The organism is Streptomyces coerulescens (assembly GCF_042657965.1).
In the GTDB taxonomy this organism is placed as follows: Bacteria; Actinomycetota; Actinomycetes; order Streptomycetales; family Streptomycetaceae; genus Streptomyces; species Streptomyces coerulescens.
In genome coordinates, this window is sequence record NZ_JBHSKM010000019.1 from 138250 (window position 1) to 163156 (window position 24907).

Sequence of the window (24907 nt, forward strand, 5' to 3'; positions counted from 1 at the left end):
GGAGACTCATGCGCCTCCGCGCCCCCTCGGTCCCGCGAACCGCCCCGGCTCGCCGTATCGCCTCGCTTCCGCCCCTGGCCCTGGCCGGCGGTGCCCTCACCGTCGGCGTCGGCGGGCTGTATCTCGCCGGCCTGCTGCTCGCGGGCGGCGACATAGAGGGCGGCACGACAGTGCGCGGTGTGGACATCGGGGGCCTGAGCCGCGCGGAGGCCGTCGACAAGCTCCAGGACCGGCTGGGACCGGCCGCCTCCCGCGAACTGACCGTGACGGTCGGTGACCGAAGGACCACGGTCGATCCGCGGAAGGTGGGCATCACCTTCGACTACGAGAAGACCGTGGACCGCGCGGGCCGCACCGAGAGCGCCGATCCGTTCACCGTGATCGGCGGGCTCTTCAGCTCGGGCGGCGCGGTCGAGCCTGCCGTACGCGTCGACGAGGACAAGGCCCACCGCATCCTGAAGAAGATGGCGAAGGCCCTCGACCAGAAGGTCCGCGAGGGCGCCGTCACCTTCGACGACGGCCAGGTGCGGCCCCTCACCCCGCGCAGCGGCTACGCGCTGGACACGGACGCCGCCGTCGACCCCCTGCGCGCCGCCTTCCTCGAGGGGGACACCAAGGCCGTCACGGCCCTGCCCACCCAGGAGACGAAGCCCAAGGTCACCGAGCGGGAGATGCAGCGGGCGGTACGGGAGTTCGCGCAGCCGGCCATGTCGGCGCCGGTCACCCTCACCGTGGCCGACCGCCGCTTCACCATCGACCAGCCCGTCCTGGGCGAGCACCTGACGATGCGCGCGGACGACGCCGGGCACCTCACGCCGAAACTGGACGCCGAGGGCCTGCGGGCCGACCCCGCGGTGGCCGGCCCGCTGTCCCTCCTGCCCGCCAGGGCGCACAACGCCGAGCTGCGCCTCGTCGGCAACCGCGTCGGGGTGGCCGCGGACGGCCGGGCCGGGCATGTCGTCACCGACAAGGCGCTCGGCAAGGCGGTGCTGCCGCTGCTCACCCGGCGGGGTGCCGCCCGCATCGGCGAGATCGCCACGCTCGTGGCCGAGCCGCAGGTGACCCGCGCGAACGTGCAGCGCCTCGGCCTGCGGGAGGAGATGTCCTCCTTCACCGTCAACTTCGAACCGGCGCCGTACCGCTCGCGGAACATCGGCCGTGCGGTGGAACTGATCAACGGCTCCGTCGTCATGCCGGGCAAGACCTGGAGCTTCAACCGGACCGTCGGCGAGCGCACGGAGGCCAACGGCTTCGTCGAGGGCGTGATGATCATGAACGACGAGTTCACCAAGGCGCCGGGCGGCGGCGTCTCGGCCGTGGCGACGACCATGTTCAACGCGATGTTCTTCGCCGGCGTCAAGCCCCTGGAGCACGGCGCCCACTCGTTCTACATCGAGCGCTACCCGGAGGGCCGTGAGGCGACGGTCGCCTGGGGCAGCCTGGACCTGAGGTTCAAGAACGACTCGGGCAACGCCATCTACATCCAGGCCCGCTCCACCGACTCCTCGGTGACCATCTCGTTCCTCGGCACCCGCAAGTACGACGACATCGGCTCGGTCACGGGCCCGCGCACGAATGTGAAACAGCCGGAGCGCAAGGTGAGCACCGCCGAACGGTGCGTCCCGCAGACGCCGTTGGAGGGCTTCGACGTCGCCGTGCAACGGGTCTTCGTCAAGGACGGCGTAGAGGTGAAGCGGGAGCCGTTCCGCACCCACTACCACCCGCGGGACGAGATCGTGTGCAAGTGAGTCGACGTTCGGGCTGAACTTGGGCGACGGCACAGGTGAGTCCGTTCACGGCCCCTGGCGCCCCAACCGACCGCCGCCGAACATGCCCGACCCGTCCGCCCGCTGCCACCAGGCTTCCAGGGCCGTCTGGTCCAGTGAGTGCCAGTCCGGGGTCTGTTGCACCAGCGCGCGTCCCAGCCGCCGGCCCAGGTCGACGATGCCGCGGCCGGCCGTGGCGCGGGCGCTGTCGTAGGCGTGGAGGGCGTCCGGCCACGCCGTGGTGGTGGCCAGGGCGGACTGAAGGGCGGTGGCGTCCTGGAGCGCCTTGACCGCGCCCGCCCCGGTGTGCGGCCGGGCGACCGTCGCCGCGTCACCCAGCAGCGCCACGGCGCCCGCCGTGTAGCGGGGCGCCGTGAAGTCGTACATGGGTTGGACGAAGAGTTCCCCGGGCGTCGTCAGACGGACCAGAGCACCCCAGTACGGCGGCAGCAGATGCTCGGTGATGTGTGCCAGTCGCGCGTGCAGGCTCTCGGTGACCCGGCCGGGCGGGAGGCTGGTCGGGGCGTCGACGGGCAGTTCGAGGTCCGGGGACGGGGCCGCGTACAGGACCCAGTTGACGCGGTGGCCGCCCGTGCCGTCCGGGATGCGGTAGATGATGACGTGGCCGCCGGGGAAGACGACGTACACGCCGTCCTCAGCCGCCCACCGGTCCGCCTCGGTGAGCCGGGCGGCGGGGAAGGCGCCGCGCCACGCCAGATAGCCCGCGTACTCGGGGCGTACGTCGGGGAACGCCGCGGTACGGACCACCGAGCGATAGCCGTCCGCACCCACGACCAGGTCATAGCGGTCGGAGCCGCACTCCGTGTGGACCTCCGCCCCGCCGCCCGGCGCCGCCGCCACCCGCCGCACCCGGGTACTCGTCCGGAACTCGGCCGTCACCGGCATACGGCGGCGCAGCTCGTGCCAGAGCGGCCCCCAGTTGTACATACGGAAGGGGAACGGCATGACGCCGATCTCCCGGCCGAGGGGCGCCGCGTCGTCGTCGCGTACGTACCAACGACGGCGCACGACCTGGACCCACGGCATGCTCGCGTCCAGGTAGCCGGCCGACTCCAGCTCGGCGTAACGGCCGTCGTGCACGGCGACCCCGACTCCCCGGTCCGCCAGTCGGCCCGCCGCCTGCTCGTACACCGTGATCTCGGCGGCGCCACCGCGGTGTGCCGCGAGCGCCGCGGCACACCCCCCGACACTGCCCCCGACGATGGCAACTCTGCCTCCGCGCATCATCCTTCAAGCAAAGACGATCGACGGCCGCGACGCCCCTCGCGGGGGCGAAATCCGGACAAGACGGGTGTTCGATCGGTTCACCTCATGCGGCGCCGGCCTCCGCTCCGGCGTCCAGCGGGAGACGGTCGGCCGGGGCGCCCTGTATCCAGTCGGGATAGGGGGCCGGCAGCGCGCTGACCGCGGCCAGTTCCGTCAGGTCCTCCTCGGTGAGCACCAGGTCGACGGCGGCCAGGTTGTCGCTGAGCTGATCGGGGCGTTTGGCGCCGGCGATGACGCTGGTGACGCCCGGCCGGGCGAGTACCCAGGCGAGGGCGACGCGGGCCACGCTCACGCCGTGGCGTGCCGCGACGACGCGCAGCGCGTCCACGATGTCCCAGCCGCGCTCCGGGTCCACGGGCGGGAAGTCGGCGAGGGCTCGGCGCGCGGTGCCGTCGCTGCTGCCCCCTCGGTCGAACTTGCCGGACAGGAAGCCGCCGGCGAGCGGGCTCCACACCAGCGTGGCGAGCTTCTGGTCCACGGCCATGGGCAGGATCTCCCGCTCGATGTCCCGTCCGGCCAGCGAGTAGTACACCTGCTGGGACACGAAGCGCTCCAGCCCGTGCTGCCGCGAGACGCCGAGGCACTTCATCATCTGCCACGCCGCCAGGTTCGACGCGCCGACGTAGCGGACCTTGCCCTGCCGGACGGCGTCGTCCAGTGCCGCCAGGGTCTCCTCCACCGGGGTCAGCGGATCGAAGCTGTGGATCTGGTAGAGGTCGATGTGGTCGGTGCGCAGCCGGCGCAGGCTGTCCTCCAGCGCCCGGGTGACCCACAGCCGCGACAGGCCGATGTCGTTGGGGCCGGTGCCCATACGGGCGTAGAGCTTGGTGGCGAGCAGCACATCCCGGCGCCGTGCGCCCAGCACCCGGCCGGTGATCTCCTCGCACTCGCCCGCGGCGTACATGTCGGCGGTGTCGACGAGGTTGACGCCCGCGTCGAGGGCCAGGCCCACGATTTCGTCCGCGGCCTTCTCGTCCAGACCGCCCACGACGCTCCACGGCGGTGTCCCCGCTCCGCCGAACGTCATCGTGCCGAGGGCGATCCGGGAGACGAAGACCCCGGTGGTGCCCAGCTGCTCGTACTGCATGTTCCGCCTTCCACTGATCCGTGTCCGGGCCGTGGTCGGTGCGACCCGGCCGTCCGCACGGCTGATCGCGACGCTACGGGCGGCGGATCGGGCGGGCCATGGTCAAGCGTCCGGATTACTTGCGCGTTCGTCCAAGGCCGTCGGCACACGGAAGGGAAGCGCCGGCCAGCTCGCGGGCACCGCCGCGAGCGGGGCGTTGCGGTAGCGCGCCGGCGACAGCCCGGTGACCCGTTTGAACGTGGTGCTGAACGCGCTCTCCGACGCATACCCCCATGCGGCGGCCACCGAGGCCACGGTCGGCTCACCGCGGCGCAGCTCCCGGCCGGCGGCCAGGATCCGCCAGCGCTGGAGGTAGACCAGCGGCGGCAGCCCGACGAGTTCCTTGAAGCGGGCGGCGAAGCTCGCCCGGGACATGCTCACCTGGGCGGCGAGCTCGGCGACGGTCCATCCATGGCCGGCCTGCTGGTGCATCAGCAGCAGCGCACGGCCGATCCGCGGATCGGCGAGGGCACCCAGCCAGCCCGGCAGGGCCGTCCCGTCCGGCCGGTCCGCTGTCGACACGACGGCCCGCAGCGCCTGGATGAACAGGATCTCGGTGAGCCGCTCCGACAGCACGGAGGTACCCGGGCGTACGGCGTTCGCCTCGTCGATGAACACCCCGAGCAGCGGCTGGATCGCCTTCGCCTCGGGAGTCCCGGCGGGGATGGCGAAGAAGGGGGGCAGGCCGTCGAGGAGGAGGGCGACGGTGGCGTCGAGGAAGTCGACACTGCCACCGACAACGAGCGTCCGCTCCCGGCCGGCGGCCCCGTGCGCCTCCCCGAGCCGCACGATGCGGCTGTCGGAGGCCGCGTAGAGCTCCTCCGCGCGGCGATACGGCGTGTCCAGGTCCGCGGCGACCGTGAACGACTCCCGCGCCGCCACCAGGAAGCAGTCCCCGGCCGCCAGGCGTACCGGCTCGGCCCCGTCGACGCCGAGCCAGCAGGAGCCGTCGAGAACGGCCCCGATCTTGATGTGTTCGTGGACTCCGAAGCGCAGCGCCCAACTGCCCCACGCTTCCAGGCCGGACAGCGATCCGGTCCTGACGTTCAGCGAGGCGAGGACGTCTGACAGCGGGTCGGTCGACGCTTGCATGCCAGGCAACCTAGCGGATGGCGCGCCCGTCGACGGGGCCGTGGCCGCGCCGCCCTTCCTCATACGCCACAGATGTCTCAGGCATCGGCGATTCGGCCAACCGCACCGCCCGGCGAAGGCCCCCAACGGCGGCGCCCACGCGTGCGAACCCTTGCCGGGACTGGGATGACGCGCGTCCGGAATCGAGCGTGTTCGATTCCCGTGTCGCGTCGTTATGCCCTGCACGCCGAGCCATCCAGGTGCGGCCAGGCCCCGAGGAGGGATGCAGGTGACCGTGACCGACACCTCGACCGAAAGCGGTGGGACGCCTCCCCCGCCGCCCCCGGCCACCATCGCCTTCGAGGGCAAGTTCGGCAAGAACCCGCTGGCGGGCGCCAGTTTCACAGCCATGTGCCGACGCCTGCCCGCGGTGCTCGCGCACACGGCGCGCAGGGCGTGGGCCGTCGACAGGACCGGCGTCGTCCTGCTCCTCGTCTGCCAGTTGCTGACCGGAGTCGCGGCCGCCGTCGTCCTGACGTTCACCGCACGGGCGATGACCCACATCCTCGGCACCGGCACCGTGTCCGAACGCCTGCACACCGCGCTGCCCGCGCTGATCGTCGTGACGGCGGCCGCGGCCATCGCCCGGACCAGCGGCGCCCTGTCGTCGTACGCCGACGGTCGGATCACCCCGCGTCTGACGACCGAGGCGGACATCGCCCTCGTATCGGCGGTGTGCCGCGTGGAGTCGAGCGCGTACGGCGAGGACGGGTTCGCCGACCGGCAGGAGGCCGCGGAGATCGGCGTCACCCGCACCCGGCTGATGGTGCAGGACGCCCAGCGGTTCATGTCAGCCCTGATCCGTATGCTCGCCGCGAGCGGGGTCATCACCACCCTGCACCCGCTGATGCTGCCCCTGCTCCTCCTCGCCGTACTCCCGGCCGGCGCCGGAGCCGTGCTGTCCGCGCGCGTCGACTACGAGACCCACTACCTCAACCTCGGCGACCGCAACGTCCGCTCCATGATGCGCTGGTGGGCCACCTACTCCGGCTTCGGAGACGAGGTCCGCGCCAACGGCATGACCGGCTACCTCACCTACTGGTACCGCGCCCTGTCCGACCGCATCGACCGGCGCACCCTGACCGCGGCCCCGCGCATGCTCCGCATCAACCTGTCCACCGGCGCTCTCGGCGGGATCTTCCTTCTCGGCACGTGGGCGACCCTCGCCTGGCTGGCCACCACCGGCCGCGTCGCCCTGCCGGTCGCGGCCACCGCGGTGGTCGCCGTCCAGACCACCCTGGCCGCGCTGTCGCAGTTCGTCATCCATGGCGCCGCGATGTTCCACACCTCGCTCTACCTGGCCGACATGCGGGCGTTCCTCGACATGGCCGGTGAACGCGCCCCCGATCGAGGGGACTTGACGATCCCCGACCGCGTGGACGAGGTCCGCCTCGACGAGGTCGTCTACCACTACCCCGGCAAGGACGAACCGGCCGTCGCGGGCGTCTCCCTCACCCTCCGCCGCGGCGAGATCCTCGCCATCGTCGGGGAGAACGGCTCCGGCAAGTCCACCCTGGCCAAACTCATCACCGGCATCCTCCTCGCCGACAAGGGCCGCGTCCTGTGGGACGGCACCGATCTCGCCCGGGCCGACCCCGACGCCGTCTGGAAACGCACCGCACTCGTCCCGCAGAACTTCGCCCGCTGGCCGCTGCGCACCCGCGAGAACATCACCCTCGGCCAGCCGCGTACCCACGACGACGCGCCGGTGTGGGACGTCGTCGACGCCGTGGGCATGCGCGACACGATCGAGAAGCTCCCCCGGCAGCTCGACACGCTTCTCGCCAAGGAGCTCTGGGGCGGAGCCGAACTGTCCGGCGGCCAGTGGCAGCGTCTGGTGTGCGGCCGCGCCCTCTACCGGCAGACCCCGCTGCTCATCCTGGACGAGCCGACCTCACAGATGGACGCCCGCGGAGAGCACGCCATCTTCCTGGAGATCAGGCGTATCGCGGCCGAGCGCATGACGATCGTCGTCACCCACCAGCTGGAGAACACCCGCCTCGCCGACCGCATCCTCGTCATGGCCCGAGGCCGAGTCATCGAACAGGGCACCTACGAGGACCTCACCCATGCCGGCGGCCTGTTCGCGGAACTCGTCGCGCTGGCTCAGGACCGGTGAGGCACGTGGAGCGGAGATGTCTGCCCGTTCAGATTCCGGCGGCCGTCCTCACCGCTGCCGCCTCCGCACGGCAGGCCTCCGCCCGGTCGGCGTCCCCCGCGGCCTTCAGGGCGTCGGCCAGTACCGTGAACGCGGCGGCGGTGCCGTGCGGATCGCCGAGGTCCCGCCTGATGCCCAGGCCCTGCTCGGCGCACTCGATCGCCTCCCGGTTCCGGCCCGCCGCCCGGTGCGCGGTGGCGGCGTCGAGCAGGGCGAACGCCTCACGGTAGAGATTGCCCTGGGCCCGGGCCAGCTCCCGGCTGCGCCGCTGGCACTCCACGGCCTCGGCGTGCCGGCCTTGGCCGTGGCGCACGAGGCCGAGGATGTTGAGCGTGGCGGAGGCCAGCTCCGTGGTTCCGTCCGTCTCATGGATGGCGAGACTCTCCGCACACAGCTCCTGGGCCCGGCCCAGAGCGCCGCGGCGAAGGTTCAGCAGCGCGAGGTTGTCGAGGGCGATGGTGGTGTCCAGTCGCTGCCCGGCGGCGCGGTGGACGTCCAGCGCGGTCTCCAGACAGTCCGCGGCGGCGGTGAACTCGCCCAGGTCCAGCTGGACCAGGCCGAGGTTGTTCAGCGCGCGGGCCCGGCGCCGGGTGTCGCCGCAAGAGGCGAAGAGCTCCGCGGAGGACTCCAGTTCGGCCTGCGCCCGGCCCAGCTGACGGCGGGCCGCGGCCACGGTTCCCAGCTCCAGCCTGCCGATCGCCTCGGCCAGGGGGTCCGGGCCTGCGCGGGCCAGCCGTACCGTCGCCTCGGCCAGCTGTTCCCAGTCCGGCCAGTGTCCGCAGCGCATCAGGAAGGCGCGCAGCAGGGTAGTGAGTTCGGCCAACTGGGCGGGCGCGACCGCCCCGGTCGCAGCCGCCTGCAGGGCGGCGCCGAGTATCGTGCCGCGCTCCGCCTTGAGCCAGGTCAGCGCCTCGTCCGCGGTCCGGAAGCGGTGTTCGCCGTACGAGGCACGCGGCCCTCGGTAGTCCTTGCCCGTGCTGTGCCCGGGGCGCAGCAGTCGGTCGGCGGCGTGTACGGCGGCGATCTGGGAAGGGACGAGGCGGGCGAGGACCGCGGTCACCGTGTCCCGGCGGGCGGCGCCGTGTCCCAGAGAACGGCCGAAGACCCGGAGCAGATCGTGGTAGCGGTAGCGGTAGCGGGCCCCGGGGGCCGGCAGGAAGACCTCCAGGAGGTGGGCGTCCGCCAGGGTTTCGAGATGGCCTTCGGCCTGGTCCTCGGGGAGGTCGAGCGCGGCGGCCGCGTCGGCGACTCCGAGGTCGGGCACCGCCGGCTCGCTCAGCAGGCGGAACGCCGTTGCGGACTCGGTGTTCGGGAGGCTGTCGTAGCTCACCCGGAAGCTGCTCGCGACGGCCAGGTCCCCCGCGGCCAGCTCCCCCATGCGCCGCTCCTCGTCCAGCAGCCTGCGGGCCAGGACGGCGAAGGCGCCCGGCGGCCGGTCCACCACCCGCGCGGCCACCACCCGCAGCGCGAGCGGAAGTCCGGCGCACACCTGGAGCACCGCGTCGACCGCGGCCGGCTCGTTCTCCACGCGCTCGGGCCCCACCGCCAGGCGCAGCATCGCGCGGGCATCGTGCTCGTCGAGGGCGCTCAGCCGCAGGACGTTACGCGTGGCGAGGTCGGTGACCTTGGAGCGGCTGGTGACCAGCACCAGACAGTCGGCCGAGGCGGGCAGCAGCGGGCGTACCTGAGCGCCGCGCCGGGCGTCGTCCAGGACCAGAAGCAGTCGGCGCCCGGAGGTGACCGTACGGAAAAGGTCCGTGCGGCGGTCCAGCCCCGCGGGGATCCGGTGGTGCGGAACGCCGAGGTCCTCCAGCAGTCTGCCGAGGACGTCCTCCGGGCGTGCGGGCCGTGCTCGGGTCCCGTCGAGCCGTACATGCAGCCGGCCGTCCGGGTAACGGTCGGCGAGCCGGTGGGCGGCGTGCACGGCGAGCGCGCTCTTGCCGACCCCGCCGGGGCCGGTGATCAGGGCGATCCGAGGGACGGCCTCGGTGCCCGTCGCACGGGCGGCCAGTCGGCGCAGCGCGGCCAGTTCGCCGCGCCGTCCGACGAAGTCCGGTACACCGGGCGGCAGTTGGGACGCCACGGCGTGGACGGTCACGGGCTCCCTGTGCGTCACCAGCAGCTCCGGGTCGCCGTCGAGGATACGCCGCTGCAGGTCGCGCAGCTCACGGCCGGGTTCGATGCCGGTCTCGGCGGCGAGGGTGCGCCAGGTGTCCTGGAAGACGCCGAGTGCCTCGGCCCGCCGGCCGGTGCGGTGCAGCGCGAGCATGAGCAATGCCCGTATCCGCTCCCGCGCGGGATGGGCGGCTGCCAGCGCGGACAGCTCGGGGACCGCCTCGGTGTGGCCGCCCTGGTCGAGCAGGACGGCGAGCCGTCCCTCCTGTCCGGCCAGCCGCAGCTCCCCGAGCCGGTGTCGCTCCCGCGCCGCGTGCGGCCCGGGAACACCCTCCAGCGCAGGTCCGCGCCACAGGGCGAGTCCGCGCTCCAGCTCCTTCACGCATCCGGTGAGGTCACCGTCGGCTCGTAGCTGCCGGGCGCCGTGCACGGCCTGCTCGAAGGCGCGTATGTCGAAGCGGCCGGGGTCGGTGGGCAGTGCGTAGGAGTCCCCGCGCGAGAGCAGCACGGTGGCGTCGGCACGATAACCGCGCGCGGGCTCAAGGATCTTGCGGAGCCGGGCCACGTACGTGGCCACCACTTGCGAGGCGGTGGCCGGTGCGGATCCGCCCCACACGCCGCGGACGATCTCACGGCGGGCGAGGAACGCTCCGTCGGCGCAGAGCAGCATGGCGAGCACCGCGCGCTGTTTGGCCGGCCCCGCGTCGAGCTCCGAGGCGTCGTCGAAGACGCTGACCGGCCCCAGTAACCGATAGCTCAACACCACGTCCCGGCCCTTCGCGCGTCCTGCCAGGCGGACGAGCCGCAGCATAGGCCCTGGTGCGCAGGAGCAGCCCGCCCTCCGTCACTTGGCCGGCGGCAGCGAGAGCGAGGAACCGCCCGTCCTTCGGTAGAGGTGGATGTTCTTCACATGGACGTCCGTGCGCCGCGACATGCCTGTGCGGCCGTAGATGCCGCACTTGAAGTAGTGCTTGTCGTCTCCGCGGTCGTTGAACGTCTTCTTCCATCGGCCGTCGACGTACACGTGGATCTTGCCCGCGTCCGCGTCGTGGATGACGTTGAGCCGGATCCACCGGTCGTACACGGGCGTGTGGATCCGGGTGCCGCTGTCGTAGTAGTTGATGCTGTTCGTGTTCATGGCCAGCGTCATGAAGGCCGTGGCGGAGGTGGCGCCGCCGAAGACCTGCTGGACGCAGACCCGGTGCGCACCCTTGGTGATCTTCATCTCGCACTCGAACTGGGCCGAGCCCGTGGTGTATTCGTCGAGAAACCTGAGCTCGCTGCGTGGCCCTGAGGAACTCTCCGGCCAGAGCACCGGATCGGTGTCCAGGAGCCAGAAGTGGTATTCGCCGGTCGCGCTGTCGTAGGTGTGGCGGGTCTTGCCGGTCGGCTGGTGCACGGTGTGCGCGTTGCTCACCTCGGTCCAGCCACCGCCGACCGGACCGGCCTCGGCGGGCCACGCGGTCGCCAGTCCGGCCGCGATACCGGAACCGGCGGCGACACCGGCGGCAAGGAAGGTCCTTCTGTCCATGGGGGGGCTCCTCGTGGGGGGAAGGGCCACACATTGGCCTGAACCAATGGAGCGGTCAAGGTCGTTCTCCGACGCGTCCGGCCCGCAAGAGACGGCCCGCCGCCCAGGCGAGGGGGGGCCTCCCGTGCCGGACGCCGAGCGGCCGAATCGGCATCAGGCCTGGCAGGAGCGGTGCCGGAAGCCGTTGGCGCGCCTCGTTGCCGTCCGCGGACCGGCGCATGGGCCGGCTGCGCGGAGGAACCGGCACGGTGCGGGCCATTCCATTCGCCTTCCACTCGCGTCGCGGGGAGCCGCCCGGCGTCGACGTGACCCGGCAGCGGCACCACGGCAGTTGTGCGACGCGCGGCTGAACCGACCCGCGATGGACACGGAATGGACGCAACGGCAAAGCGTCCGGGCGTGGTTCAGTCCGGGGTGAGGCGGTCCTGGCCGGTGGGTGGGGCGCACCCGGAGATCTGGTTCGGGCACCGGGACCCGAGCGGCGTTGACGCGTGCGCGACAGGCGGGGTTCGGTGCCGATCGTCGGGGCTCCGCTTTTCCGGAGCCACCCCCCCACTCTCCTCGAGGGAGCACCATCATGCGCTTCAGAGCCAGTCCTTGGCACCGACGCGGCGTCATCGCCCTGGTGGGCGCGCTGGCCGCGGTCGGGCTGACCGTCCCCGCCGGGGCGCAGACGCCATACGACCCGCCAACCGCCGTCCCCTCGAACGCCGTTGCGGCCAAGCAGCCGAAGGCGAGCCTGCGCACCGTCACCCTGATCACCGGCGACCAGGTCGTCGTCAGCACCCGGCCCGGGTCACGCCCGGAGGCCATGTTCCGCGCCGCCGAGGGACGTGAGCGCGTGGGCGTCCTCCGGTCGTACACCAAGGACCGCCGCGGCCGCCTCCGGCTGAATGTCGTCCCCGCGGACGCCGCGGACCTGCTGGCCTCCGGCCGTCTCGACCCGAGCCTGTTCGACGTCACCGGCCAAGCGGAGACACTCCCCTCCGGGGCCGTCCGTCCGGCCCGGGTGATCGCCGCCTACCGCGGCGCCCCTCCCGCGTCGTTACGCACCACCGACGGCGTACGCACCGTCCGCGGCCTCCCCGCCGTGGACGGCGCCGCACTGCGGGCCGCGCCCGACGAGCCCGGCGCCCTGTGGTCCGCGCTCACCACCGGAGGCGCGGTCAAACGGCTGCGGCCCGGCGTGGAACACGTCTGGCTGGACGGGCGCGTGCGTGTCATGGACGAACGCAGCAACAAGCAGATCGGCGCCCCGGACGCCTGGGAGTCCGGATTCACCGGCAAGGGCGTGGACATCGCGGTCCTCGACACGGGCCTCGACGCCACGCACCCCGACTTCGCCGGACGGATCAAGGAGAGCCGGGACTTCTCCGACAGCGGCGGCACCGAGGACAAGGTCGGCCACGGCACCCATGTGGCGTCGATCGCCCTGGGCAGCGGCGCGGGCGGCCCCGGCACGGCGTACCGGGGTGTCGCCCCCGACGCCTCGCTGCTGGTCGGCAAGGTCTGCGCCGACGAGTACTGCGACGACTCGGCGATCATCGCCGGGATGGAGTGGGCTGCCGAGCGCGGCGCCGACATCGTCAACCTGAGCCTCGGCAGCCAGGACGCCTCCGACGGCCGGGACCCGCTCTCCCTCGCCGTGAACGACCTCAGCGACCGTCACGGCACGCTGTTCGTGGCCGCCGCGGGCAACGGCTACTGCTGGGCGCCGACGATCAGCGGACCCGCCGCCGCGGACGAGGCTCTGGCCGTGGGCGCCGTGAACGCCGACGACGAGATGACCCCCTACACGAGCTGCGGCCCGCGCCCCGGCGACCATGCCGTCAAGCCCGACCTGGCGGCCCCCGGCGACGGGATCGCCGCCGCCCGCGCGGCGGGCACGAGCATCGGCGAGCCCGTCGATGAGCTCTACACCCGCCTGACCGGCACCTCGATGGCCACCCCGCATGTCGCGGGTGCCGCCGCGCTGCTCGCCCAGCGGCACCCGGACTGGACCGGGCGGCAGCTGAAGGCGGCGCTGGTCTCCTCCGCCGATCCGAGCGCCGCGCAGCCGGTGTTCGGCACCGGCTCGGGTCGTCTGGACGCGGCACGCGCGACGCGGCAACAGGTGTTCGCGGAGACGGGTGCCCTCTCCTACGGCCATCTCGCGTACCCGCAGCAGAACCTCCCCGATGTCCGCCGCACCGTGCGCTTCCGCAACTCCGGCGACACGGACGTCACCCTGGCCCTGGCCTCCTCCCTCAGCGAGGAGGAGGGCGACAAGGGCCCCGCACCGGACGGCAGCCTCACCCTGTCCGCCGACCGGATCACCGTGCCCGCGCACGGCACGGCGGAGGTGACGGCGACGCTGCGGGCGTCGGCGTTCCACCAGCGGGGATGGGGCCAGTTCGGCGGCCGCGTCCTCGCGACGGGAGAAGGCGTCCGCGTGGTCACCGCCGTGGGGGTCGTCGTGGAGCCCGAGTCGTACGACGTGAAGATCAAGGCGATCGACCGTGACGGCAACCCCACGCGAGACGACCTTGTGCAAGGCGTGTACGCCTTCCAGCACAACGCCATCGCGTACGCGGACCCGAACATCAGGCTGCGCGACGGCGAGGCCACCGTCCGGCTGCCCAAGGGCGACTACGCGTTCACCGGCGCCCTGTCGACCCCCGACCCGGAACTGCCCGCCCGGGAGGCGCCGCTGACCCTGGAGTCCCAGCCGCGCCTCGCCGTCGACCACGACGGGATGACGGTCACCCTGGACGCCCGCCGCGGCAAGGAGGTCGTCGACCGGGTGGACCGGCCCGACGCCCGCCGCCACTACACCGAACTGGACCTCAGCATGCTGTCCGACGACGACAAGTCCCAGTGGGGCCTCGTTCTCGGCGCCGTCACCCGCGCCCCGATGTACGCGGTGCCGCGGGCGGCCGATCCCGCACGGGTGGTCATGGGCCACACGGCCGTGATGCTGCCGGCGAAGGGAGCGGCGTACACCTACTACCTCGCGCACGCACCGCGCGGCGGCGGCATCCCGCAGAATCTCGACTATCCGGTCCGCGACGCCGAACTCGGCACGGTCCGCGCGGACTACCGGGCCCAGGGCAAGCCCGCCGCGGGCGCCCGCTCGGCCGGCCCGGTGTACATGCCGCTCCAGGCGCTGATCTTCGGGATCCTGCACGACATCCCCCTGCCCGCCACCCGCACCGAGCTCTACTCCCCCGGCACGGCGGACTCCGGGGCCCGCTGGTCGGAACACCTCTTCCAGCGTCCCGCGGGCACCCCGCTCGCCGGCAGCGGCAGCGACGGCGCCATCTCCGGCACCGGACACTACGCGGCGGGCACCTCGACGCCCCGCGTCTGGAACCAGGGCGTGCTGCGCCCCGACCTCGACACCCACCGCTACGCCAACGGCGTCTACCGCACCGGGGACACCCTGGCCGCCATTGTGGGCGCGTTCGCGCCGGCGGAGGAGGGGCACGGCTCGGCAGCCGTGTTCCAACTGCCGTACGTGCAGGCGGACATGACACTGAAGCGGGACGGCAAGGTCCTGGGTGAGGCGCCGCTGCCGGGCATCGGGTGGTTCGCGATGCCGGAGGACCCGGGCACGTACGAACTCACCCTAGCCGCGCGGCGATCGCCGGCCTGGGCGACCACGGCCACACGGCTCACCAGCGAGTGGACGTTCCGTTCCGAACGGCCGCCGGGCCTGGAGTGGGTGCCGCTGCTGCAGGCCGACGTCACCTCCGACTTCGACAAGCTGGGCCGGGGCCGGTCCTTCGACTGGCAGACCCTCGACGTGGCGGTCGCGGCGCAGTCCGGGGCGCCCGAGGTGACCCTCAAGGACCTGTCCGTGGAGGTCAGTTTCGACGACGGGGCCACCTGGACGCGGGCATGGATCCAGGAGCGTAGGGGGAACACGGCCAAGGTGGCCGTCTTCAACTCCTCCGACCGTTCCGCGTTCGCCTCGCTGCGGGTCTCGGCGAGCGACACACGGGGCAACAAGCTGCGCCAGACGGTGATCCGGGCCTACGGGCTCGCCTGACCGTACGCACGGGGGCGGGGCCCACGGACGATCGTGTCCGCGGGCCCCGCCTTCTCGTGTGGGCTTGGGTCTTGGCGGTGGGCCGTCAGCGCAGCCCGGTGTCCAGGGCGGTCATCAAAGTGCCGCTGTCGCCGGACATCTCCCAGATCATGCCGCCGAGCAGGCGTTTGCTCTTGATCCAGGTCGCCTTCTTACCGATGGTCCAGGCGTCGTCGAAGCTCCACCACTGGCCGCCGTTGCCGGTGTAGCCGTAGGCCGAGACCGACTGTTCGTCGTGATGGACGGTCAGGCCCGGCACCGAGGACATGAGGTTGTCGTAGCCCCGGGTCCCCGCCTCCTCCGGGAACTGCCCGGGCGCGGCGCCGCCCGCCTTCTGCCACTCACCGTGCACACCTCCGTCCTCGACCTGCTGCCAGCCGCGGCCGTAGAAGGCGAGCCCGAGCGTCAGCCGGCGCGGGTTGACGCCTGCGTCCAGATAGGTCTGGATGGCGCGCTGCACGCTGAACTCCGTGGTGTACGGGTCCTGGTCGTCGCGGTAGAGGTTGATGTGGTGGCCGGTGCGGTTCGGCTCCCAGGAGTTGTCGCTGCCCGCTCCGTGGAAGTCGTAGCCCTGGACGTTGGCGAAGTCCATGTAGTCGAAGACGCTGGGCGTGCCGTCCCGGGTGGTGATGTCCCAGCCCGCCTCGATCTTCGCCGGGTCGGCGGGGGTGAAGGAGGTCAGCAGGTACTTCTTGCCGGTGGCGGCGCCCAGTGCGTCGAGCTGACGGCGGAACTCCGCGAACAGCAGGGTGTTGTTGTTCTTGTCGGCCGCCGACCAGTGGTTGCCCGCGTGCCCCTCGGCCCCGGGCCACTCCCAGTCGAGGTCGATGCCGTCGAAGGCGCCCGCCGCCGCGCCCGCGCCGCCGCGGCCGTTGACGAGCGGCAGATTGCCCTTGATGTACATGTCGATGCAGGACGACACGAACTTCTTGCGGGAGGCGTCGGTGAGGGCCACGTCGTGGAAGTACTTGGAGTACGTCCAGCCGCCGATGGAGATCAGCGTCTTCAGGTGCGGATGCTTGGCCTTGAGCTTCTTCAGCTGGTTGAAATTGCCGGCCAGCGGCTGGTCCCAGGTGTCGCCGACTCCGTCGACGGACTCGGCGGCGCCCACGGAACGCTCGTAGTCGGCCCAGGAGTCACCGGCCCCGTCACCCTGGTTGGGGTCCTGCGGGTTCGGCGAGGTGGCCTTGGTGACGCCGTTCATGCAGGTGAGATCGGTCGGATGGATGTTGCTGAAGGCGTAGTTGAGGTGGGTGAGCTTCGCCGCGGCCCCGACAGTGTCCAGCTTCTTCAGCGGGAACTGGCGACCGTAGATGCCCCACTGGGTGAAGTAGCCGACCCTGGCGTACGTCGAGGGGGTGCTGCCGCCGCCGGTGCGCACGGTCAGCCCGCCGCTGGGCGGTCCGACCTGATCGGCGGTGTCGCGTGCCCGCACGGTGAAGGTGTAGTCGGTGTCCGGGGTCAGGCCGGTGACGGTGGCCGTGGTGCCGGTGACGGTTGTCGCGAGGACGGAGCCGCGGAAGACGTCGTAGTTCTTGATGCCCCGGTCGTCCGTCGCCGCCGGCCAGCTCAGCTTGATGCTGGTCTCGCCGATGTCGTCCGCGCGGGGCGTGCCGGGGGCGGACGGAGGCCGGTCGGTCCCGCCGCCGTCGGCGGTGCGGATGCGGGTGGCGGGGCTGGGCGGACCGGTCTGGCCGGCGGTGTCACGGGCGCGGACGGTGTAGCCGTACTCGGTGTCGGGGGTGAGCCCGGTGTCGGTGTACGTGGTGCCGCTCACGGTTGCGACGACCGTACCGTCACGCAGCACGTCGTAGTTCCGGACGCCCTTGTCGTCGGTGGCCGCGGCCCAGGTCAGGGCGATGGACGTGGTGGTCACGCCCGACGACTGCGGGGCCCCGGGGGCGCTGGGCGGGGTGTCGGCGGCGGAGCCGTCGCAGGGGCCGCCGTCGAGCTTGCAGTTCGTGGGGGCGCCGGTGCCGGAGGCGACGAAGCCGAAAGTGGCGGACGCGCCTGGGGTGAGCGTTCCGTTGTACTCGCGGTTCTTGGCGGTGTAGTGGCTGCCCGAACTTGAGATCAGCGCGTCCCAGTAGGCGCCGACGGAGGTGCCCGCGGGCAGGTCCCATTCCACCGTCCACGCGGTCAGGGTGGTGGAGCCGTTGTTCTTGATCGTGAACTGGCCTGTGTAGCCGGTGTCCCAGGCGGAGACCTTGGCGAACGTGGCCGTCGACGGGGCCGCGTGGGCCGGGCCGGCGAGCGCGACCAGGGCGCCCAGCGGGAGGAGCAGGGCGGTCAGTAAAGCGGTGAGTGTTCGTCTCGCACGTTTCATGACGCCTCTCTTCTACGAGCCGAGGAATGGCCTAGACCAATACGTCCCACATCCGGAGCGGCTGAGCCAGGGGCGCCCGGCGCGAATCCATTCGGCTTCCATCCGGCGAAGGCCGTGCCGTTCGCGTGCGCGGCAGTATTGGTCCATACCAATACCTGGAGGGGAGTCGTCCATGCACAGGTCCGACAGCCCGGTCCAGTACGAACTTCTCGGCCTGACCCGCGTCTCGCGCGCCGGACAGCAGCTCGTTCCGGGCCCGCCCATGCAGACCGCACTGCTCGCCGCACTGCTGCTGCACCCCGGCGCATGGGTCGAACGCGCCGACCTCATCCGGTCACTGTGGGGGGACACACCGCCGTCCGGGGCCCACGGCCTCGTGGCGACGTATGCCGCACGCCTGCGGAAGATCCTCGAACCGGACCGCCCCCGCCGTGCCGCACCCCGGCTGCTCCTGTCCCGAGGTGCGGCCTACGGCCTCCAGGCCGCACCGGACGACGCCGACCTGTGGCGGTTCCACCGAACGCTGGCCGAAGCCCGCCGCACCCGCGACACACACCCGGCCTCCGCCCGCACCGCCTACCGACGGGCCCTGGCCGAGTGGCACGGCCACGTCCCCCTGCCGGCGGTACCCGGACCAATGGCTCTCCTCGAACGCCGCCGCCTGACCGGCATGCGTCTGTCGGCTCAGCTGGAACTGGCCGAACTCGACGTCCAGTTGGGCGCATCGGGCGAGGCGGCGGAAGTCCTGGAGGCACTCGGCGCCGAGAACCCGCACCACGAGCGACTGCACGGGCTGTGGATGCTCGCGCTGTACCGCGAGGGCCGCACGGCCGAGGCCCTCGCGGTCTACCAGCGGATACGCCGTTCCCTGGTCCGCGATCTGGCGGTGGAGCCGGGCCCGATCCTCACCACGCTCCAGTCACGCATACTGCACACGGACCCCACGCTCGGCCACTCACCGACACCACCGGGTCGCCCCTGACGGGACGTTTCCTCATGTCACAGAACTGCACAGTGGGGCGGGTGGGACTCGAACCCACGGCCGACGGATTATGAGTCCGCTGCTCTAACCGGCTGAGCTACCGCCCCATAGCGGCGTGTCGCGTACATGTGTGCGCGCCGTCTGCCGCAGCATAGCCGCTCATACGATCTCCTGCTTCGCATGGTCGACTTCGCCTGCCCTGAAGGACTCCGCCGCGACCTGCACGGTTCCCGCCGCAGATGATCAGGCACGAAAAAGGACCCCCAAGGGGGTCCTCGTTCAGCGTGCTCCCCCGACTGGACTCGAACCAGTAACCTGCCGGTTAACAGCCGGCTGCTCTGCCAATTGAGCTACGGAGGACCGAGCTCCCCCGACTGGACTCGAACCAGTAACCTGCCGGTTAACAGCCGGCTGCTCTGCCAATTGAGCTACGGAGGAATGCCTCGTTGCATCGAACGTACCTACCTGGGTAATCGCCAGGGGGCGTGCGCTCGCTGCGACACATACATTAGCGCAAGCAGGGGGGTGCTCCGCCAATCGGTTCCCCCCGGCACCGACGCCGCACCAGGGACCTACTCAAGGGAAGGGTGGCAGCCATGCGCTACCGGCTCACGTTCGTCATCGGAGTAGCCGTCGGTTACGTCCTCGGGACACGCGCCGGACGGGAGCGCTACGAGCAGCTGAAGAAGACCGCCCGGGACATCTCCCAGAACCCCGCGGTGCGCAACACCGCGGAGTCGGCGGCACAGCAGGGCCGCGTGTTCGCGGGCAAGGCGTACCACACGGTCAGCGAGAAGGTCGGCGACCGGGTCCCGGAGACCGTCGCCCAACGGGTCCGCTCCCTACGAGAGCGCAGCGCCCACAACGGAGGCGCGGAGGACGACTGGGGCACGAGCAACACGTGACAGCACTTCTTGGGCGCCGAGCAGGGCAGCCGACCCAGGGGCGCGGGGCTGTATCGATATGCGGCTCCGCCGCGTGGGCGCGACCGGCCCCCACGCACCCGCACCCGAAAGCCGCCCCGAACCCCCACGGCGCCCACGGCCCGAGCAAGCGCAGCGCTACGGCACAATTTGGGCCATGGGGATAGTCGCCGGGCTGGACAGTTCGCCCGATTTCACTCGCATCGTCGTCTGCGACGCGGACACAGGCGCCGTGCTCAGGCAGGGGTACGCCCCGCACCCGGTGGAGTCGCCGGAGGGCGGCGCGCGTCCCTCCGACGTCGACCCGCAGGCCTGGCTGCTCTCACTCGGTGAGGCGGCCACCGGCGGACTGCTCGAAGGTGTGCAGGCCATCGGTGTGTCGGCGCAGCAGAACGCGGTGGTCCCGCTCGACGCGCAGGGCAACACCGTGCGCCCCGCGCTGGTCGGCGGCGACAAGCGCGCCCAGGTCGCGGCGGCGGATCTGATCGACGCGCTGGGCGGGCGCGAGGCATGGGCGCAGGCGGTGGGCTGTGTGCCGCAGGCCCCGCAGCCCGTGACCAAGCTGCGCTGGCTCGCCAAGACCGAGCCGGACAACGCCCTGCGCACCGCCGTCCTCATGCAGGCGCACGACTGGCTGGTGTGGCAGCTCCTGGGCCGGCCCGTGAGAAGGACCACAGACCGGGGCGGCGCCTCCGGCACCGGCTACTGGTCGGCGGCGACCGGCGGCTACCGTACGGATCTCGTCGAGCTGGCCCTCGGCCACCAGGCCATGCTGCCCGAGGTGATCGGCCCGGCCGACGCGGCGGGTACGACGCCGGAGGGGCTGCTGATCTCCGCGGGTACCGGCGAGACCATGGCCGCGGCCTTCGGGCTCGGTATCGGGCTCGGCGACGCCGTCGTGTCGCTCGGCGCGTCCGGTTCCGTGATGGCCGTGCACCCCGAGGCGCTCGTCGACAGCTCCGGGATGATCACCTCCCTGGCCGACGCGACCGGCATGCATCTCCCGGTCGTCACCACCCTCAACGCCGTGCGCACCCTGCGCGGCACCGCCGAGCTCCTCGGCGTGCCCGACCTCGAGGGCCTGTCGGACCTGGCGATGAAGTCGACGCCGGGCTCGCACGGCCTGGTGTTCCTGCCCTATCTGGAGGGTGAGCGGACACCGAACCTGCCGCACACCGCGGGCACGCTCGCGGGGCTGCGGCGGGAGTCGATGAAGCCGGAGCATCTGGCGCGGGCCGCGTTCGAGGGCATGCTGTGCGGGCTCGCGGACGCGCTGGACGTGCTGCGCGGCCGGGGTGTCGAGGTGCGGCGGGTCTTCCTGCTCGGGGCGGTGGCCGAGCTGCCGGCCGTGCAGGCGGCGGCGCCCGCGCTGTTCGGGACGCAGGTCGTCGTACCGCAGCCCGCGGACTACGCGGCGATCGGGGCCGCCCGGCAGGCCGCTTGGGCACTCGGTGCGTCGCAGGGCTCGCTCGACCCGCGCACCCCGCCGGTCTGGCAGGGCGCGGCGGCGCAGGTTCTGGAGCCCGGGGAGGAGCTGGCGGTGGGCCAGGCGGTGCGCCAGCAGTTCGTGTCGGTGCGCGAGCAGACGCACCCCGGGGCGTTCCGGTCGTAGCGGCCGGGGCGTTCCGGTCGTGGCGACACGGGCGCTGTGGATCTTCGGAAGGTAAGAGCGAGGTAGGAACCGGACCCGGAAGGCCGTACGAGGCGCCGCTGACGGCTTAATCGGTTGAGGTAACACCGCTGGAGTGTTCGACGATAGGGGCCAGGGGCAACCAAAGGCCGCCCCGTCGTCGACTCCGAGAGAAGCAGCGTGCTCATACGACTTCTGCGGACCTACCTCAGTCCGTACCGAAAACCCATCGCCTTGCTGGTGCTGCTGCAGTTTCTGCAGACCTGCGCCACTCTCTACCTGCCCACGCTGAACGCGGACATCATCGACAAGGGTGTCGTCAACGGCGACACCGGCTACATCCTGAGCTACGGCGCCCTGATGATCGGCATCTCGCTGGCGCAGGTCGTGTGCAACATCGGTGCCGTCTACTACGGCGCCCGCACCGCCTCCGCGCTCGGCCGGGACGTACGCGCCGCCGTCTTCGACCGGGTGCAGTCCTTCTCCGCGCGTGAGGTCGGCCACTTCGGCGCGCCGTCGCTGATCACCCGGACGACCAATGATGTCCAGCAGGTGCAGATGCTGGCGCTGATGACGTTCACGCTGATGGTGTCGGCGCCCATCATGTGCGTCGGCGGGATCGTGCTGGCGCTCGGCCTGGACGTGCCGCTGTCCGGGGTGCTGGTGGCCGTGGTGCCCGTCCTCGGCATCAGCGTGCTCCTGATCGTGCGGCGGCTGCGGCCGCTGTTCCGGACCATGCAGGTGCGTCTGGACACGGTGAACCGGGTGCTGCGCGAGCAGATCACCGGCAACCGGGTGATCCGCGCGTTCGTGCGCGACGAGTACGAGCAGCAGCGGTTCCAGAAGGCCAACGCCGGGCTCACCGACATGGCGCTGGGCACCGGCAATCTGCTCGCGCTGATGTTCCCGATCGTCATGACGGTGGTGAACCTGTCGTCCATCGCGGTGGTGTGGTTCGGCGCCCACCGCATCGACTCGGGCGGCATGCAGATCGGTGACCTGACCGCGTTCCTCGCCTATCTGATGCAGATCGTGATGTCCGTGATGATGGCCACCTTCATGTTCATGATGGTGCCGCGCGCGGAGGTGTGCGCCGAGCGCATCCAGGAGGTCCTGGACACCTCCTCCAGCGTGGTGCCGCCGACCGCGCCCGTGCGCGAGCTGCGTCGGCGCGGTCATCTGGAGATCCGGGGCGGCGGGTTCCGCTACCCGGGTGCCGAGGAGCCGGTGCTGAGGTCGGTCGACCTGGTCGCGCGGCCCGGTGAGACGACGGCCGTGATCGGCTCGACCGGCAGCGGCAAGTCGACCCTGCTGGGGCTGGTCCCCCGGCTGTTCGACGCGACCGACGGCCGGGTGCTGGTGGACGGGGAGGACGTGGCGAGGATCGACCCGCAGGTCCTCGCCAAGACCGTCGGCCTGGTGCCGCAGAAGCCGTATCTGTTCGCCGGAACGGTGGCGACCAACCTGCGCTACGGCAATCCGGACGCGACGGACGACGAGCTGTGGCACGCGCTGGAGGTGGCGCAGGCCAAGGAGTTCGTGGAGCGCCTGGAGGGCGGGCTGAACGCGCCCGTCGCGCAGGGCGGGACGAATGTGTCCGGTGGTCAGCGGCAGCGGCTGGCGATCGCGCGGACCCTCGTCCAGCGCCCGGAGATCTATCTCTTCGACGACTCCTTCTCCGCCCTCGACTACGCCACCGATGCCGCCCTGCGTGCCGCGCTGGGGCGTGAGACGTCCGAGGCGACCGTCGTGATCGTCGCGCAGCGGGTGGCGACCATCCGGGACGCGGACCGGATCGTGGTGCTCGACGAGGGCCGGGTCGTCGGCACGGGCCGGCACCACGAGCTGATGGCGGACAACGAGACGTACCGGGAGATCGTGCTCTCCCAGCTGACGGAAGCGGAGGCCGCCTGATGGCCGGGCCCATGGGACGGATGATGGCCGGCGGCGGTCCCGATCAGCGGTCGCTGGACTTCAAGGTGTCGGGCCGGCGGCTGGTCGCGCAGTTCAAGCCCGAGCGGATCACCATCTATGTGCTGCTGTGCTGCGTGGTGGTGAGCGTGGGCCTGTCGGTCGCCGGGCCGAAGATCCTCGGTGCGGCCACCGACCTGGTCTTCGCGGGCATCGTCGGGCGGCAGTTCGAGTCCGGGATGACCAAGGAGCAGGTCCTCGCCGCCATGCGGGAGCGCGGTGACGACCAGATCGCCGACATGCTGCGCAGCACCGACTTCACGCCCGGCCAGGGCATCGACTTCGGGGCCGTGGGGAACGTCCTGCTGTTCGCGCTGGCCGTGTTCACCGTCGCCGGTCTGCTGATGGCGGTGGCGACGCGGCTGGTGAACCGGGCCGTGAACCGCACGATGTACCGGATGCGCGAGGACGTCCAGACGAAGCTGTCGCGGCTGCCGCTGTCGTACTTCGACAAGCGTCAGCGCGGTGAGGTGCTGTCGCGGGCGACCAACGACATCGACAACATCGGGCAGACGCTCCAGCAGTCGATGGGGCAGCTGATCAACTCGGTGCTGACGATCATCGGTGTGCTGGCGATGATGTTCTGGGTGTCGTGGCTGCTTGCGCTGGTCGCGCTGGTGACCGTGCCGCTGTCGTTCTTCGTGGCCACGCGCGTGGGCAAGCGGTCGCAGCCGCACTTCGTGCAGCAGTGGCGCTCGACCGGCAAGCTCAACGCGCACGTCGAGGAGATGTACACCGGGCACACCCTGGTGAAGGTGTTCGGGCGGCAGGAGGAGTCGGCGAAGCAGTTCGCCGAGCAGAACGAGGCGCTGTACGAGGCCGGGTTCAAGGCGCAGTTCAACAGTGGTGTGATGCAGCCGCTGATGCTGTTCGTGTCGAACCTGAACTACGTCCTGGTCGCGGTGGTCGGCGGTCTGCGGGTCGCCTCGGGTTCGCTGTCGATCGGTGATGTGCAGGCGTTCATCCAGTACTCACGGCAGTTCTCGATGCCGCTGACGCAGGTGGCGTCGATGGCGAACCTCGTGCAGTCGGGTGTCGCCTCGGCCGAGCGGGTCTTCGAGCTCCTCGACGCGGAGGAGCAGCAGGCGGATCCGGTGCCGGGCGTGCGGCCGGAGGAGCTGCGGGGCCGGGTGGCGCTGGAGGGCGTGTCCTTCCGGTACGACCCCGAGAAGCCGCTGATCGAGGACCTGTCGCTGAAGGTGGAACCCGGTCACACGGTCGCGATCGTGGGGCCGACGGGTGCCGGCAAGACAACCCTGGTCAACCTGCTGATGCGCTTCTACGACGTGTCGTCCGGGCGCATCACCCTGGACGGCGTGGACATCGCGGGGATGTCCCGGGACGAGCTGCGTGCCGGGATCGGGATGGTGCTCCAGGACACCTGGCTGTTCGGCGGCACGATCGCGGAGAACATCGCCTACGGGTCGTCCAGGGACGTCACCCGCGGCGAGATCGAGGAGGCCGCGCGGGCCGCCCACGCCGACCGGTTCATCCGTACGCTGCCCGACGGGTACGACACGGTGATCGACGACGAGGGGTCGGGGGTCAGCGCGGGCGAGAAGCAGCTGATCACCATCGCGCGGGCGTTCCTGTCCGACCCGGTGATCCTGGTCCTCGACGAGGCGACGTCCTCGGTCGACACCCGTACCGAGGTGCTGATCCAGAAGGCGATGGCGAAGCTGGCGCACGGGCGTACGTCGTTCGTCATCGCGCACCGGCTGTCGACCATCCGGGACGCGGACACGATCCTCGTCATGGAGAACGGTTCGATCGTCGAACAGGGTGCGCACAGCGAGCTGTTGGCGGCCGACGGGGCGTATGCGCGGCTGTACAAGGCGCAGTTCGCCGAAGCGGTGGCCGAAGTGGACTGACCGGCCGGTCGGAACAGAGGC

14 protein-coding genes and 3 tRNA genes are annotated in these 24907 nt (G+C 71.5%); 8 read left to right on the forward strand and 9 right to left on the reverse strand.

Annotated elements, in window-relative coordinates:
• Positions 1-8 precede the first annotated feature (8 nt).
• Positions 9-1748 carry a VanW family protein gene (locus ACFPQ9_RS23780; protein WP_380856670.1) on the forward strand — a complete coding sequence of 580 codons (1740 nt, stop codon included), beginning with the start codon at positions 9-11 and terminating at the stop codon, positions 1746-1748.
• 45 nt (positions 1749-1793) lie between these two features.
• Here the strand turns inward: ACFPQ9_RS23780 and ACFPQ9_RS23785 are convergent, their stop codons facing one another.
• The 3 genes from ACFPQ9_RS23785 to ACFPQ9_RS23795 all read right to left on the reverse strand — a co-directional run bounded on the left by ACFPQ9_RS23785 (position 1794) and on the right by ACFPQ9_RS23795 (position 5271).
• A complete protein-coding gene (locus ACFPQ9_RS23785; RefSeq protein ID WP_380858626.1) occupies positions 1794-3011 on the reverse strand; it encodes an FAD binding domain-containing protein in 1218 nt (405 codons plus the stop codon).
• An 85-nt stretch (positions 3012-3096) separates the two neighbouring features.
• Entirely contained in the window at positions 3097-4140 is a 1044-nt protein-coding gene (locus tag ACFPQ9_RS23790; RefSeq protein ID WP_380856673.1) for an aldo/keto reductase, read from the reverse strand.
• Between the two features lie 102 nt (positions 4141-4242).
• Positions 4243-5271 carry an AraC family transcriptional regulator gene (locus tag ACFPQ9_RS23795; RefSeq protein WP_380856676.1) on the reverse strand — a complete coding sequence of 343 codons (1029 nt, stop codon included), beginning with the start codon at positions 5269-5271 and terminating at the stop codon, positions 4243-4245.
• 262 nt (positions 5272-5533) lie between these two features.
• Between ACFPQ9_RS23795 and ACFPQ9_RS23800 the strand changes: the two genes are divergently transcribed.
• Entirely contained in the window at positions 5534-7429 is a 1896-nt protein-coding gene (locus ACFPQ9_RS23800) for an ATP-binding cassette domain-containing protein (RefSeq protein WP_380856679.1), read from the forward strand.
• Between the two features lie 28 nt (positions 7430-7457).
• Here ACFPQ9_RS23800 and ACFPQ9_RS23805 read toward each other — a convergent pair whose 3' ends face one another.
• Positions 7458-10349: an AfsR/SARP family transcriptional regulator gene (locus ACFPQ9_RS23805; protein ID WP_380856682.1), complete on the reverse strand. Its 2892-nt coding sequence runs from the start codon at positions 10347-10349 to the stop codon at positions 7458-7460.
• A 78-nt stretch (positions 10350-10427) separates the two neighbouring features.
• The gene (locus ACFPQ9_RS23810) at positions 10428-11114 is read right to left on the reverse strand and encodes a polysaccharide lyase family 7 protein (protein ID WP_380856685.1); all 687 of its coding nucleotides are present in this window, start codon (positions 11112-11114) and stop codon (positions 10428-10430) included.
• A gap of 577 nt (positions 11115-11691) precedes the next feature.
• On the opposite strand from ACFPQ9_RS23810, the gene ACFPQ9_RS23815 reads away from it, so the two are divergent.
• Complete coding sequence (locus tag ACFPQ9_RS23815) at positions 11692-15144, forward strand: S8 family serine peptidase (protein WP_380856688.1); 3453 nt, start codon at positions 11692-11694, stop codon at positions 15142-15144.
• A gap of 85 nt (positions 15145-15229) precedes the next feature.
• Here the strand turns inward: ACFPQ9_RS23815 and ACFPQ9_RS23820 are convergent, their stop codons facing one another.
• Entirely contained in the window at positions 15230-17509 is a 2280-nt protein-coding gene (locus ACFPQ9_RS23820; RefSeq protein WP_380856691.1) for a glycosyl hydrolase family 18 protein, read from the reverse strand.
• A 172-nt stretch (positions 17510-17681) separates the two neighbouring features.
• On the opposite strand from ACFPQ9_RS23820, the gene ACFPQ9_RS23825 reads away from it, so the two are divergent.
• Entirely contained in the window at positions 17682-18491 is an 810-nt protein-coding gene (locus ACFPQ9_RS23825) for an AfsR/SARP family transcriptional regulator (protein WP_380856694.1), read from the forward strand.
• Between the two features lie 33 nt (positions 18492-18524).
• On the opposite strand, the gene ACFPQ9_RS23830 is transcribed toward ACFPQ9_RS23825, so the two are convergent.
• From ACFPQ9_RS23830 to ACFPQ9_RS23840, 3 genes are all read right to left on the reverse strand, one after another.
• A tRNA-Ile gene (locus ACFPQ9_RS23830) sits at positions 18525-18598 on the reverse strand.
• A gap of 180 nt (positions 18599-18778) precedes the next feature.
• Positions 18779-18851 (reverse strand) — tRNA-Asn (locus ACFPQ9_RS23835).
• A 5-nt stretch (positions 18852-18856) separates the two neighbouring features.
• A tRNA-Asn gene (locus ACFPQ9_RS23840) sits at positions 18857-18929 on the reverse strand.
• Between the two features lie 158 nt (positions 18930-19087).
• Here ACFPQ9_RS23840 and ACFPQ9_RS23845 point away from each other — a divergent pair.
• From ACFPQ9_RS23845 to ACFPQ9_RS23860, 4 genes are all read left to right on the forward strand, one after another.
• Entirely contained in the window at positions 19088-19396 is a 309-nt protein-coding gene (locus ACFPQ9_RS23845) for a YtxH domain-containing protein (RefSeq protein WP_125525786.1), read from the forward strand.
• Positions 19397-19571: 175 nt separating this feature from the next.
• Positions 19572-21026 (forward strand): xylulokinase, encoded by a 1455-nt coding sequence (locus ACFPQ9_RS23850; protein WP_380856697.1) that lies wholly within the window; start codon positions 19572-19574, stop codon positions 21024-21026.
• Between the two features lie 198 nt (positions 21027-21224).
• On the forward strand, positions 21225-22958 hold the full coding sequence (locus ACFPQ9_RS23855) for an ABC transporter ATP-binding protein (RefSeq protein WP_380856700.1): 1734 nt from the start codon (positions 21225-21227) through the stop codon (positions 22956-22958).
• The gene (locus ACFPQ9_RS23860) at positions 22958-24886 is read left to right on the forward strand and encodes an ABC transporter ATP-binding protein (RefSeq protein WP_380856703.1); all 1929 of its coding nucleotides are present in this window, start codon (positions 22958-22960) and stop codon (positions 24884-24886) included. The genes ACFPQ9_RS23855 and ACFPQ9_RS23860 overlap by 1 nt, the downstream gene beginning before the upstream one ends.
• Positions 24887-24907 lie beyond the last annotated feature (21 nt).